Annotated in this window: 6 protein-coding genes; 4 read left to right on the forward strand and 2 right to left on the reverse strand. The window is 39.2% G+C overall.

From position 1 onward, the window contains the following. Positions 1 to 288 precede the first annotated feature (288 nt). Positions 289 to 2907, reverse strand: coding sequence for an aminopeptidase N (gene pepN / locus ABWP91_RS06360; protein WP_353242544.1), 2619 nt, complete (start codon positions 2905 to 2907; stop codon positions 289 to 291). Positions 2908 to 3375: 468 nt separating this feature from the next. Between pepN and pncB the strand changes: the two genes are divergently transcribed. The 4 genes from pncB (at position 3376) to ABWP91_RS06380 (ending at position 9774) form a co-directional block, all read left to right on the forward strand. Next, positions 3376 to 4590, forward strand: coding sequence for a nicotinate phosphoribosyltransferase (pncB, locus tag ABWP91_RS06365; RefSeq protein ID WP_353242545.1), 1215 nt, complete (start codon positions 3376 to 3378; stop codon positions 4588 to 4590). 479 nt (positions 4591 to 5069) lie between these two features. Beyond that, a complete protein-coding gene (asnS, locus tag ABWP91_RS06370; RefSeq protein WP_353242546.1) occupies positions 5070 to 6470 on the forward strand; it encodes an asparagine--tRNA ligase in 1401 nt (466 codons plus the stop codon). A 567-nt stretch (positions 6471 to 7037) separates the two neighbouring features. Then, positions 7038 to 8150 (forward strand): porin, encoded by a 1113-nt coding sequence (locus tag ABWP91_RS06375; RefSeq protein ID WP_353242547.1) that lies wholly within the window; start codon positions 7038 to 7040, stop codon positions 8148 to 8150. Between the two features lie 433 nt (positions 8151 to 8583). Further along, on the forward strand, positions 8584 to 9774 hold the full coding sequence (locus ABWP91_RS06380; protein ID WP_353242548.1) for an amino acid aminotransferase: 1191 nt from the start codon (positions 8584 to 8586) through the stop codon (positions 9772 to 9774). A 62-nt stretch (positions 9775 to 9836) separates the two neighbouring features. On the opposite strand, the gene ABWP91_RS06385 is transcribed toward ABWP91_RS06380, so the two are convergent. Further along, complete coding sequence (locus ABWP91_RS06385; RefSeq protein ID WP_353242549.1) at positions 9837 to 15209, reverse strand: RTX toxin; 5373 nt, start codon at positions 15207 to 15209, stop codon at positions 9837 to 9839. Positions 15210 to 15245 lie beyond the last annotated feature (36 nt).

The raw sequence follows: 15245 nt of genomic DNA on the forward strand, positions 1-15245 counted from the left end.
TTCAATAAGAAAGACATCATGTCGCGCGCACCCAAACGCCACCCGCGATTAAGCTTTGGTGAACATAGAAGTGCAAACGATGTTTCGTCGGATAAAACGCGCTATAGATTACCCTATTTGGGCGCAAATGTGCCATGAAAAAATCAATAAAAGTGCGTTTAGTTGAATTACTGTATTAAAGCGAGCTTGATATCAGCTGAGTATAGCTTGTCGCAATGGCATGTTCGTTGAAAAAGAAAACCCCTAAACAGCATTCAGGGGTCTTCTTATATTTACCCGTGAGGCTAATTAACTTTCTAACGCCTTGGTAATTTTTTCAAATAAATCACCCGATAAATTATCGAGTTCTTTTAATTGCTCTAACACCTTACGCATTTGAGCTTGGCGTTTTTCATCATAACGTTTTAAACGAATGAGTGGTTCAATCAAACGCGAAGCAACCTGCGGGTTACGCGTATTCAGATCCACCAAAATTTCATACAAGAACTGATAACCGCTGCTGTCCTCTGCATGGAAATTAACAGGGTTACCTGCCGTGAAAGCGCCAACTAATGAACGAACACGGTTCGGATTACTCATGCTAAATGAACGGTGATTTAACAGCTTACGAACATTCGATAACGTTCCTTTTGCAGGGTTTGAGCCTTGCAATGTAAACCATTTATCCATCACCAAGCCATCGTGGTGCCAACGTTCATCAAAATCAGCCATTAATTGTGCGTGACAAGGCAATTGCGCTTCATTCGCGGCTGTGAGGGCTGCCAGTGAATCGGTCATGTTATCTGCGTTTTTATACTGATCTTCAACCAGCTTATTCGCCATTGTAATATCATCATTCGACGCTAAATATTGCAAACAAACATTTCGTAACGATCGTTTTGCTATGTCTTGATGATCAACACGGTAACCTTCAATGTTAATCGAGCGGTAGACTGTCAGGAATTCATCCGACATCTCATTCGCTAATTGATGGTGAATAAAGTTGATCACTTCATGGATTGCTACAGGATCGATAACCGCAAAGAGTTCTGCAATTTCATTTTCTGAAGGCAGCGTTAAGATCAACGCAGCTAAAGCAGGGTCAATGGATTCACTTAATAAAACAGCGCGGAAAGCATCAACTACCGATTCAGGTAAAATAAGCTCTTCACCTTTTTGGAACTTCTCAACATTGATTTTTGCATAGTTGTTGATCAACTGCTGAGCCGCATCCCAACGGGAAAATTCGTTGCTTGCATGCTGCATCAAAAACGCTAATTGCTCATCCGTATAGTTATAATCTAATTTAACTGGCGCAGAAAATTCGCGTAATAAAGATGGCACAGGGCGAGTTGCAACTTCATCAAACACAAAAGATTGAGTTTCTTGGGTGATGTTAAGTACTGAGTTTACTGGGCTACCATCACGTTTTAATGGAATTACCCCCCCTTCCTCATCATATAACTCAATATCCAGAGGAATATGCAGAGCCAGTTTTTCTGTTTGGTCTAACGTCGGAGGCGTCATTTGACTAACATGCAATGTATACTGCTGTTTTTCAGGCGAATATTCATCGCGTACCGTTAATACTGGTGTACCTGATTGGCTGTACCAGCGGCGGAATAAAGACAAATCGACATTTGAAGCATCTTCCATTGCTTGTACAAAGTCATCACAGGTAGCAGCGCTACCATCATGACGATGGACATACAACTGTATACCGGCTTGGAACATTTCTTCGCCAAGTAATGTGTGGATCATCCGAATGACTTCAGACCCCTTTTCGTACACTGTTAATGTATAGAAGTTATTCATTTCTATTACTTTTTCAGGGCGAATTGGGTGAGCCATTGGGCTTGCATCTTCCGCAAATTGTGCCGAACGCATCACTTTGACATTATTAATTCGATTAACTGAACGGGAACCTAAATCCGAGCTAAATTCTTGGTCACGGAAAACCGTTAAGCCCTCTTTTAAGCTCAATTGGAACCAGTCACGGCAAGTAATGCGGTTACCTGTCCAGTTATGGAAATATTCATGGCCAATCACAGACTCAATATTCAAGTAGTCTTTATCTGTGGCTGTATCACTTTTGGCTAATACATATTTTGAGTTAAAGACGTTCAAGCCTTTGTTTTCCATTGCCCCCATATTGAAGAAATCAACGGCGACAATCATATAAATATCAAGGTCATACTCTAAACCGAAACGCTCTTCATCCCATTTCATGGCATTTTTTAGCGACTGCATCGCCCATGGAGCTCGGTCTAAATTACCCTTATCAACGAACAGTTCTAATGCAACCTCACGGCCACTACGGGTAACAAAAATATCTTTTAATACATCAAAATCACCGGCGACTACGGCAAATAAATAGCTTGGTTTTGGGAATGGGTCTTCCCATTTAACCCAATGGCGGCTATTTTCTAATTCGCCTTCTGCAATGCGGTTACCATTAGATAAAAGATAAGGATAACGCGCTTTATCTGCTGTAATGGTTGTGGTGTAACGCGCTAATACATCTGGACGGTCTTGATAAAAGGTAATATGGCGGAAGCCTTCTGCTTCACATTGCGTACATAATGCATCACCTGAAACATATAAACCTTCTAATGCCGTATTTTTTTCAGGGCTAATTTCATTCACGATACGCAACGTAAAAGATTCAGGTAATGATTTAATAATCAATTTACCTTCAGATTGTTGATAATCTCTCCACGCTTTTCCATCTATTTCGATACTGACTAATGATAAATCTTCGCCATGTAATTCAAGAGTTGATGATTGTGGGTTAATGCGTTTTACCTGACTTACTGCGGTTACTACGGTCTTAACAGGATCAAGGTTAAAATCGAGGTCAATCTCTGTAATCGTATAATCAGGTGCTTGATAATCCTGACGATATTTCGCTTGTCTTAACTGGGTCATAAGTAACCTTTTAATTCGTTATATTCGATATCGCACTACTTCGCTACTTTATACAATACTATAAGACACCGTAATGTGAACGGATTTGAGAAACATTTTCATCAAATAATGTTATCTATTTTTTGTTCAATGTTACTTTCTTATATTTAATAGTCGCTGTTTTGTTACAAAATCGTTTGTTTGTTGGTGCTATTGTACTATTAAATATTTCTCGACATGTTAGTATCTTTTCGTGATTAATCGTTTTGTATCTAAAACATTAATCGCTCTAGCTTCAAAATGGGGTTCTCTGATTTAACGGCTTTACATGAAAGCAAATGAGCGAATTATGCTGAATATGCCACGCCAATACAGACAGGTAGAATAACGCTTCTATCTTTTGTTAAAGTGGGTATACTTTTGCAACTTTAACGATTTAGCAAATTGCTAAATATAAGTAGATAAGCTCCGCGAGGATGTCTGCGCGCCATGAATTTAGACGCTACACCGATTATTACATCACTGCTTGATACCGATGCTTACAAGCTTCATATGCAGCAGGCTGTTTTCCACCGATACTACCACGTACCGGTTGTTGCTGAGTTCCGCTGTCGTAGCAGTGAGCTCCTAGGCGTCTACGCCGATGAAATTAGGCAGCAAGTTCAGTTGATGGAACATTTATCCCTGACTGACGATGAACTCACATTTCTACGCCGCTTACCTTTTTTCCAAGAAGATTACCTCACTTGGCTAAAAACGTTCCGCTTTAAACCAGAACAGGTCACTGTCAATTCTAATGACAATGGGCAGCTTGCTATTCGTATTAGCGGCCCTTGGCGTGAAGTGATCATGTGGGAAGTCCCGCTGCTTGCACTTGTAAGTGAAATTGTGCAGCGCGATAGACACCCTGAAATCACTCCCGATGATGCCGTTAATCAGCTTAGAAAACTATTAACCGTTTTCTATGCACAAGCCAATGAAGGCAAACTGGACTTATCCGGCTTTAAATTAATGGACTTCGGCACTCGCCGCCGTTTTTCTTACGCGGTACAATCCGCCATTGTTTCCATGCTGAAAAACGAATTTCCTTACCTTATCGGTACCAGTAACTACCAGCTGGCCCATGAACTCGATTTAATCCCAGTCGGTACACAGGCACACGAATGGTTCCAAGCGCATCAACAAATTAGCCCTGAGTTAGCAAATAGCCAACGTGAAGCCCTACAAAGCTGGTTAGACGAATACCCTGACCACCTTGGAATAGCGTTAACCGACTGTATCACTATGAATGCTTTCTTGCGCGACTTTGATATCAATTTTGCGAAGCGCTACCAAGGATTACGCCACGATTCAGGTGATCCTATCGAATGGGGCGAAAAAGCCATTGCTCACTATGAAAAGTTAGGCATTGACCCGATGAGCAAAACACTGGTTTTCTCTGATAGCTTAGATTTACAAAAAGCACTCGACTTATACCGCTATTTTCATCAGCGCATTAACCTTGTTTTTGGAATTGGGACAAGGCTAACCTGCAATATTCCGCATGTTACCCCGCTGAATATTGTGATCAAACTTGTCGAATGTAATGGAAAACCCGTTGCTAAGTTGTCTGATAGCCCCGGCAAGACCATTTGTGAGGATGATGAGTTCGTTAATCAGCTCAGAAAAGCCTTTGACCTGCCTAAAATGGAAAAAGCCTGTTAATTAGCCCTCTCTCCTCAAAGCTCTGAGGCACTTTTATTGCTCAGAGCTTTAAAACCCGCTTTTTCTTTTATTCACTTACTATTACTATAGCTTTTAAGCTCAATAATCACGGTTCGTTCCAACAGAAATGTTTTATCGCGATTTTTTACTTGTTTCCTAATAAATGGCAAGTAACATAGAGCTTTGGCCCCTGAAATATGGGATTAATATGAAAAAGCCTTATTAATCTGTTTCATCCGCCATTCACATAATAACAAGGTTATTATGTACTTGAACTCGGTATTGAATATTCCTATTACGAAAGCTGGAATACACCCTAAATAATTCGAGTTGTAGGAAGGCGGCAAGCAAATTGAGCCCTAGGAGCATACATAAGTATGTGACTAGGGTCGGTTTGTGAAGCCAACACACCTACAACTTGAAGTATGACGGGTTGCAGATGCATAAGATTAACCATTATATAGAAGAGAGTGAATTATATGATAGTAGCGCCTGTAGTCGACGTACTGCAAGGCCGTGTGGCGGTAGGCTCTGAAGTCACCGTTCAAGGCTGGGTACGTACAAGGAGAGATTCAAATGCTGGTTTTTCTTTCCTCGCCGTTTATGACGGCTCATGCTTTAATCCGTTACAGGCTATCATTAATAATAATTTACCGAATTATAATGACGAAGTCCTGCATCTCACCACGGGTTGTTCCGTTGAAGTCACGGGCACGGTAAAAGAGTCTCCGGGTCAAGGTCAATCATTTGAATTAGAAGCCACCGCTGTCAAAGTCGTTGGTTGGGTTGAAGACCCTGACACTTACCCTATGGCGGCAAAACGTCATAGCGTTGAATTCTTACGCGATGCAGCACACTTGCGCCCACGCACTAACTTAATTGGTGCTGTTGCACGTGTTCGCCATACCTTAGCGCAAGCTATTCACCGCTTCTTTGATGAACAAGGCTACTTCTGGGTTTCAACGCCAATCATTACCGCTTCCGATACCGAAGGCGCAGGTGAAATGTTCCGTGTTTCCACTCTGGATTACAACAACTTGCCACGTAATGACAAAGGCGAAGTGGATTTCAGCGAAGATTTCTTCGGTCGTGAAGCTTTCTTAACGGTTTCAGGCCAGTTAAATGGTGAAGCCTACGCAACCGCACTGAGCAAAGTGTACACCTTCGGCCCGACATTCCGTGCTGAAAATTCCAACACCAGTCGCCACTTGGCGGAATTCTGGATGGTAGAGCCAGAAGTTGCGTTTGCAAACTTAGATGATGTGGCAGGCCTTGCCGAAAAAATGCTGAAATTTGCATTTAAAGCGGCACTGACAGAACGCCGTGATGATTTAGAGTTCTTTGCACAACGTGTTGATAAAGACGTTATCACTCGCTTAGAAAGCTTTGTTAGCTCTGATTTCGCACAAGTGGATTACACTGATGCGATCAAAATCCTAGAGACCTGCGGCCAGAAATTCGAAAACCCTGTTTACTGGGGTGTCGATATGTCTTCTGAACATGAGCGCTACCTTGCTGAGCAGCACTTTAAAGCGCCTGTTGTAGTGAAAAACTACCCGAAAGACATCAAAGCTTTCTATATGCGCCTCAATGAAGACGGTAAAACCGTTGCTGCGATGGATGTCCTTGCACCGGGTATTGGTGAAATCATCGGTGGTTCACAACGTGAAGAACGCCTGGATATGCTAGATGCACGCCTTGCAGAAATGGGCATGAATAAAGAAGATTACTGGTGGTACCGTGATCTGCGCCGTTACGGCACCGTGCCTCACTCCGGTTTCGGCCTTGGTTTTGAGCGCTTAGTTGCCTATGTAACTGGTGTCGGTAACGTTCGTGAAGTGATCCCATTCCCACGCACCCCAAGAAATGCAGCATTCTAATTTCTGCTTTCTGTGTTAATGCAATAAAATCACGGGCCAGCACATGTTGGCTCGTGGTTATTAAGCCCTGAGATACTTTCACTTCATAACTATCTCACCTTGTTACATTTAGTTTCAGCCTTCTGATAAATAGATCACATTTTTTACGTTATTGCCTTATAATTTCCCGTTATATTGCACCTACGTTGATATTGCTAAGAATAATCTGCTTTTTTGCTCCATTTTTGTTTTTTGCCAACCAGAAATCTTCAGTGAAATTTATCTAAGTTGCTCAAAAAAAGCTCAAATCGTCTATCAAAAAAGTTCCCTAAATTTTGTAATATTTTTTAAACTGGTACGATGAGTGGTTGTTTTTTACTCTATTTTTTACATTTAGAAACATCCAGTTACCATTTGTTTCAGAATCTTTGATTTTGTAGCACTTTGAGGGTAGATAAATTTATTTAGCAATGGAACACTGGTCGCCGACATAGACGACACTAATCTCTCATAAATAGTTCCAATTATTTTTGCGAATTATTTTTGGCAGTGGCAGGTGTCCGAATAACACCAATGAGGGTAATAATAATGATGAAACGCAATATTCTTGCAATGGTTATCCCAGCTCTGTTAGCTGCTGGTGCAGCAAACGCAGCTGAAGTATACAACAAAGACGGTAACAAGTTAGACGTTTACGGTAAAGTTGACGTTCGTCACTACATCGCTGATGGCAACAGCAAAGATGCTCCAAGCCAAGATGGTGATGATTCACGTGTTCGTTTAGGTGTTAAAGGTGATACTCAAATCACTGATCAACTGACTGGTTTTGGTCGTTTCGAGTGGGAAACTAAAACTAACAAAGCTGAAAACGAAGGCGAGAACAAAAACCGTTTAGCATATGCTGGTTTACGTTTTGCTGATTTCGGTTCAATCGACTACGGCCGTAACTACGGTGTTATCTATGACACGAACGCATGGACCGACGTTATGCCTTTATGGGGCGGCGACACTATGGCTCAAGCTGATAACTTCATGACTAGCCGTAACCGTAACCTGTTAACCTACCGTAATAGCAATGCATTCGGTTATGTTGATGGCCTGAGCTTTGCTCTGCAATATCAAGGTAAGAACGGCGACGACAACCTGTCTAGCTCAAGCGTCCGTAAAGACAATGGTGACGGTTTCGGTTTATCAGCTGCTTATGACTTAGGTTGGGGCGTAACTCTGGGTGGTGGTTACTCAAGTTCTTCACGTACTCCTGCACAGAAAAACTACCCTAACGCTGGTGGTAAAAAAGCTGATGCATGGAACGTGGGTGGTAAATTCGACGCTAACAACGTTTACTTAGCAGCAATGTACGGTCAAACTCAAAACATGACTCGTTACGGTTCAGGCGGTAGCTTCCAATCAGGTATCGCTAACAAAACTGAAAACGTTGAGTTAGTTGCACAATACCTGTTCGATTTCGGTTTAAAACCATCTATTGGTTATAACCAATCTAAAGGTAAAGACCTGAGCACCACTTACGGCAACAAAGATTTAGTTAAATATATCTCTGTAGGTTCTTACTACTACTTCAACAAAAACATGTCTGCAGTTGTTGATTACAAAATCAACCTGTTAGATAAAAATGATTTCACCAAAGCTTACGGTATCACTACTGATAACGTAGTTGGTTTAGGTTTAATCTACCAATTCTAATTATCAGTTAACTGATAATCTATAAAACGGTAACATGTTTTTGCAAGCAGCGCTTCAGCGCTGCTTTTTTATTTCTACGTTATACCTAGCTTTGTTTTACTTACCTCAAAACCAGTTCACCTTCGTAGTTATCAACCCAAACCATCGATAAGACAGGTAAATTCACCGCCTTTATGGATATTTCTGGTTGGATTACATGCAATTCCTACCTAGCTCACAAGATCTCGCCAATTTTTCGTAAAACGGTTGGCAAAACCCCTTTCACACGTTAACCTGAGAACTCGACTCGTTCGACTAAACCCGTTTTCAGCTATACCCAGCATTAACCCACTGTATGGGGCATCTGACAGGTAAGGTTGCCATAAACACCCTTGCTTTGCCTCACGACACAGGTTTATGTTAGGTACCACAACCGAGCTTTGGAATCGACAACATGTTTGAGAAAATTACTTCTGCCCCCGCTGACCCAATTTTAGGTCTTGCTGATAGTTTCCGTGCTGATCCCCGTGATAACAAAATTAACTTAGGTATTGGCGTCTACAAAGACGGATCAGGGAAAACCCCTGTGCTTGATACTGTCAAAAAAGCAGAAAAATTCCTGCTAGATAACGAAAACACCAAAAACTATCTTGCGATTAGCGGAATGCCAGAATTTGGCCGTGTAACACAAGAATTGTTATTCGGTGCACAACATGAAATTGTCACCTCAAAACGTGCACGCACAGCGCAAGCTCCGGGCGGTACAGGTGCCCTGCGTATCGCGGCTGATTTTATTGCGAAACAGACCAATGCAAAACGTGTTTGGATAAGCAACCCAACTTGGCCTAACCACAATAATATTTTTGAAGCGGCTGGCTTAGAAGTTTTGACCTATAACTACTACGATGCAGCAAAACATGGCATGGATTTCGATGGCATGTTAAACAGCCTATCTTCTGCAGTTGCAGGTGATGTGATTGTTCTGCATGGCTGCTGCCATAACCCAACAGGGATTGACCCAACGGCGGAGCAATGGGCAAAACTGGCTACACTGTGTGCAGACAAAGGCTTACTACCTGTTTTTGACTTCGCTTACCAAGGCTTTGCAAAAGGCTTAGACGAAGATGCTGAAGGCCTGCGTATCTTCACCAAAAACAACCCTGAAATGATTGTTGCCAGCTCATTCTCGAAAAACTTCGGTTTATACAACGAGCGTGTTGGTGCTTGCACAATTATCGCAAAAGACAGCGATAACGCAGAGCGCGCATTTAGCCAAGCAAAAGCGGTTATCCGCGCAAACTACTCTAACCCACCGGCACACGGCGCGGCAGTGGTTACCACCATCCTGTCTGATGAGGCGTTAAAAGCAGAATGGGTCCAAGAATTAACAGCAATGCGTGAACGTATTAAACGTATGCGTCAGCTGCTAGTGAAAACATTGGAAGAAAAAGGCGCTAAACAAGACTTTAGCTTCATTATCAACCAAAATGGTATGTTCTCCTTCAGTGGCCTAACAAAAGAGCAGGTAGAGCGTCTACGTAGCGAATTTGGTATCTATGCGGTGAGCTCTGGGCGTATTAACGTGGCAGGTCTGACTTTAGAAAACATGGTTCCACTGTGTGATGCCATCGTGAAAGTGTTATAAGTTTTCAAAACACGATAGTAAAAAGCAAAAAGGCACTCATATTGAGTGCCTTTTTAATAACGCTAAATTTTAGCGTTAACTAGCTGGTCTACCCATTCAAAATGCGTCAGGCGTTTTTCTGCTAACGCTGCTTTTAATACATTATCTGATGTGCTTTCATACTCATAACGTTTCTCAACCATTAATTGGATCAGTTTATCAACCGTTTGTTCTGACTTATCACGCCAACTTTCATGAGTTTTATGATGAAACTGAATGTTTGTTTGGTTATCCGTCGATATTAAATGGTTTTGATGGTGAATATGAACCCATCTACCTGTAATCGATTGAATGGAGGTTTGAGTATAACCTTGCGGGGTCTGCACTTCTGTTAAGCTATCCTGTTTAAAATTAATAAGGTAAACATGGTTACTACCTTCATTATCAAGAATATTAACATCCCCGACGCCATCCCCATAAATAAGGTATACATCATTGCTTTTGCCGCCCTGAAGTCTGTCTTTACCTTGTGTTGAAATTAATAAATCGCTATTTTCTCCACCCACTAATTGGTCGCTCCCTTTGCCACCATAAAGGACATTTTCACCGCCAAGTGTTGTCAGCTCATCATGACCTTTTCCACCCTTGATGATACGGCCTTGTTTGCTCTCATCCTGGATCACATCATTTCCCTCTAACGAATCGACGAGCCATGGGGATTTTGTCTCTATTTCTTTAAATATTTTTACGTCATCTCGGCCTGAGAGCGTTAATTGAATATTATCTACATTAATGGCAACACGACTTTGTGTTTCAATTCCATCTAATTCACCATCAAGGACAAAAATAGGTTTCCAGTCATTATTTTCCATTCTTTTTTCTTCTAAAAAACGGGAATGAAGGTCATTAAAAAGTTTATCCATCCCATCTTGCATTAACGATCCTAGATGATCCGAGGGAGCAGAATATAAATGAATTTGGTTATTGTCAGTTGTAGCTCTTTTTATGATAACAATCTTACCTGACTCATCCAACTCTGATAAATCCCCAAGCGGCGTCACACCATCTGTTTCTAGAATAGTGTCTTCACTATTAAAATTAATTAAGTGAATATGGTTATTTCCATCTAAGTCATCAATATATACAATACCAGCATGGCTACAATCAATTAAATAATGGTCATCTCCTTTCTCACCTTGCAAGGTGTCAAAACCAGTGCTGGAAAGCAGTAAATCATCCCCATCACCTCCTGTAAGTTCATTTTCCCCTGCACCACCATACAGAACATTAAATTCTCCAGCGCTGGTGATTATGTCATCACCCAAGCCACCAGAAATAAAGTTCACTTGTGAACTATAATTTATAATAGCGTCATCCCCGCCTAGGCCATTAATTAACCCATTTTTTGGTGTATAGCCTTTCGGTAAAACAATTACATCTGAATCATCAGTTTCTTTATTTATTGGTACTATCGGCGTAATGACACATTGGTCTTTTCGTAAATTAACATTAAACAAATTGCTATATTTATCTTGGATAACAACAGCATATTCCATGCTCTCATCAAAGTTATCAAATCGAATAGAGAAGTTTGTAATGTTGAACCTATCTTTTAAAACAATTTTAGAACCATCCATCTGTAATTCAAAAGCATTAATAGTTGGGAGTAATAAAACCACTTTGTCATTTTCACCATATAAGCCTCTTACCGTAGAAAAATCAAAAACAATGTCTTTCTGATAAAGTTCAATATTGTCAAACCGGTAAATGTCTTTGCCTAAACTGACCTTGATATTATTTTCCCCCGAAACATAATTGAGCACATCATTACTTGAGCTCCCTTCATATGTTAAACCCTCAGCAAGACCCAGCCATTTAAAATCTCCCCAACTTGATTTAGTATATGTTCTACTTTGGTTTAAAATCATTGCAGAATCTGAAACCGATATATAAACCGATTTTTCTTTACCCATCGCCTTTTGATCGAATGATTGTAAATAGGTAATGTCAAATGTGTTTTCTTCTATTGTTTTTTTTGATTTTTTATTTATATCTTTGAGTCTACTATTAAGTAAAAAACCGTCCCTCGTTCTAATTTGATAATTGTGGTTAAGCTTTTTACCTTCAGTTGAATCAACATACACGTTATTTAAATTTATTGTCATATATCCATCAAAATTAGCGACTTCCTTGCCATCTAACTTCATAATTGGCATAGAAAGTTCTAATGCTAAGTTATTGCCATCTATATAAATCTCATTTATTTCACTGAGGTCATAATCTAAATTAACAATACTACTAGATGCAGTTTCTTCATTGATACTTACTACCCTCTGATGAAACTTAAAATTACTTTTATTGAAAACTTTCTTTTGCTCAAACATTTTTTTTTCTGAATTATATATTTTCTTGTTTAAGAAAACATCTGATACTTCGCTTTCCCAGTCATAACGACGAATATGGTATGTATCATCACCTTCTCCACCATCAGCACTACCATGGCTTAATATTAATCTATCATTTCCTGCATGCCCAAAAATTAAATCCTGACCACTTCCTCCATCTAAAACATTATCATTATTATCACCAATAATTTTATCATTCGTTGCTCTCCCCCTAATAATAATATTTTCCATATTAAAAACATGTGCTACATTTATATTAGAAGCAAAGTATTGATTTCCATTAAGGTAATCAAGACTATTTTTATTTAAATCAACTTCTATAGAGGTAACGGTATCCGGATGCTCATCTATAATGACAGTATCAATCCCATCCTGACCATCAAAATACTTTTTTGTCATAGATTCTGATAATTTCAACATAAAAGATCTATTTTCGCCTAAGAAACCCTTGTCCCTTAGATAAAAATAATCATTTTTTTTCCCCCCAACAAAAAATTTATTTCCATTTAAAGCCTGAAATGCATTAACCCTATTATGCTTACCTATTATTATATCCGTGCCATTCCCAGAGTTAAAACTAATACCACCAGATATTGACTCATTAATATACCCGGAAATCAAATTAGCATCATTAAATTCCTTAGAGAAGTATTTAGTTATACCATTTTTATTATCATCATCAGCATAAAATATTTCAGTTTCACCAGTAATAGCAAATAACCTCCCATTTCTTACATCCGATGCCGATATATCATTCGGATACTTTTTCTGTTGACTAACATCATTGATATGATGCGTTTTTTTAAACTGTTCCAATAGCAGATTATTATAGTTCGAATTTAGATTTAAATATTCTGATAAACTTTCAGTTCCTATTAATTTCCTGCCTGATACCGCTTTCTTTATTGGCCTAAAAGTACTTACTGCATCATCTTGAGTACGTTTTCTTACTTCACCATTTTTACTTAAAACATATTCATTTTGTAAAATATTTATTTCTTCTAAATTAAAACTCGGTGCACCTTGCTCAGTATAGTTGATAAATTCATCCTCATACCCGCTTCTGACTTCTTTACCACCAAAGTGATCTGCATAAAAACCTACGATCATTGGTTCACCATCTGCCACTAAATAGAATCGCTCCTCATCAACTATTCTTGGTTTTTCAATTATCTTTAAATGATATTTAAAACCTGCAGGGGCTAATGTGCGCTCAAATCGTTCAACATCCGACTCCCAATCAACTTTTTCAAAGAATTCAAGATAACGTTTTGTCGTGAGATCATGTTGTGTGCGCAAAGTTGGTTCTAGCCCTAAAGCACCACGGATCCCCTCTTCTAATTCCCGATCCCAACTAATATCGATTTCTTGCTTAATGTTCTCAACTGCACGCACTCCATTATAAACCCAACCACCGACTAATATAATTCCGCCGATGACAAGCCCTATTACGGGTATTGTCGAAGAGGCAACTAATACTGCAACTACAGTGATACCATTCACCACAAAACTCGCTATAGACAAAGCAGCATTTACGATTAAGTCTTGTCGCTGTTGTGGATCTGTCACGCTATCTAATTTTGATAAATTGTCATATGCCTGGTAAGCGTCAAAGCCCATACCAACTAAGTTAAATACAATAACAACGCCAGCAGCTAAACGAGAGCAGGCTAAAGAAGAGGCTCTTGCATTATTGGCTATTTTAAGCAAAACAGGCTGTAACATCATATCGCCATAATTTGCAAAAGCGCTGCCACAGGTAATATAGAGTTGATTTTCAACCTCTAGCCGTTCTTCATCGGTTAAATCAGGGTTATCCAACTGATTAATCAGTGTATGTAAGCTAATTAAAGTCTGTACAGCACCAACTCCCCCCATAACTTGGCCTGTACGATTACCAATCCGTTGAAAGCGCGATAATTTAGTACCTACTTTATGAAGGTTTGTGATTAGCTCTGTAGGCTGATTGTCATTTTTAATATCAATATCTTTGGCGATAATCTTAAGTTGTTTTTTTAATATGTGTGTATTCTTAAAATCCGTCTCATAATTAATGATTGAATCAACATCATTCGTTTTTTTATGCAGTATTTTTAATAAACTTATGTCATCATCGCTTTGCACTTTTAACATTGTTAACTCAGCAGCAAGATTCTCAGCATTAAAACGAATTTTATCATTCCACCCTTCCGACATTGTGTCGAGCGAAGTTAATGATCTTCCATCAATTGTTACCCCTAATCTTTGTAACTTGGATAATGATATTTTTTCACCATCAATATAAACCCAACAATTAACTGGGTCTGAAAAGTGTTTATTTTTTAGGATATGTTCTTTCTGAGTTTTATACTGACCAATATTTTGTTGCAATGCAGGTACATCAATATCAATAAGTTGGAAATCAGCTCTGATTCTGCCATTTGAATCCAAACTAAATCCAGCATATTCACTGCGCGTTATTTTCTTTCCATCCGGTAAAATGATCTCATCCTTAAAATAATTAATCATAACTTGATGAAACTGTTTTTTCGCTAAGTTAGCATCTGCATTTTTAATGCTAAGCTGAAAACCATTAGGGTCATATAAACTATAAATATGATTTCCATCTCGAATAGAATGATTAACGGTATAGCTTACTGATTTTCCTTTTATTATTAAGATAGAATTATCTATAGCGTGATAATGTCTATTATTTGCATCAATAACTGAAAGTATTGATTGATCAGCAGCTTCTATACCATTTTTAGTGATATTTTGTATAACATCTTCAGTATAATCTTGTATTTTTAGTAGTAATTCTGTTTCCCCATCAGAAAGCATTCCTTGCTGTTGTTTCTGTTCTAATTCCGCTTTGCGTTTAAAAAACAAACAAGCCGAATCTTCCCCTGCTAATTGAAACTCCACACCATACAATAACCCCATTTTCACATCATAATTAGTTGACTTACTCAATCCACGTATTGAATTATGATTAACTTTATTTAATTTTACACCTGAGTATTTGCTGTTTTTTTGGTTAACTATACTGTTAAACTGTTGATTTTGTAGCATTGTTGAACTTTTATATTGCTCAACGACATCTTTTAA

Origin of the sequence: Providencia sp., from assembly GCF_040396775.1 — a bacterium.
In the GTDB taxonomy this organism is placed as follows: Bacteria; Pseudomonadota; Gammaproteobacteria; order Enterobacterales; family Enterobacteriaceae; genus Providencia.

Coding starts and splice junctions, on each gene's coding strand:
- pepN (WP_353242544.1), bottom strand. CDS start 2,907: ATGACCCAGTTAAGACAAGCGAAATATCGTCAGGATTATCAAGCACCT.
- ABWP91_RS06375 (WP_353242547.1), top strand. CDS start 7,038: ATGATGAAACGCAATATTCTTGCAATGGTTATCCCAGCTCTGTTAGCT.
- pncB (WP_353242545.1), top strand. CDS start 3,376: ATGAATTTAGACGCTACACCGATTATTACATCACTGCTTGATACCGAT.
- ABWP91_RS06380 (WP_353242548.1), top strand. CDS start 8,584: ATGTTTGAGAAAATTACTTCTGCCCCCGCTGACCCAATTTTAGGTCTT.
- asnS (WP_353242546.1), top strand. CDS start 5,070: ATGATAGTAGCGCCTGTAGTCGACGTACTGCAAGGCCGTGTGGCGGTA.
- ABWP91_RS06385 (WP_353242549.1), bottom strand. CDS start 15,209: ATGCTACAAAATCAACAGTTTAACAGTATAGTTAACCAAAAAAACAGC.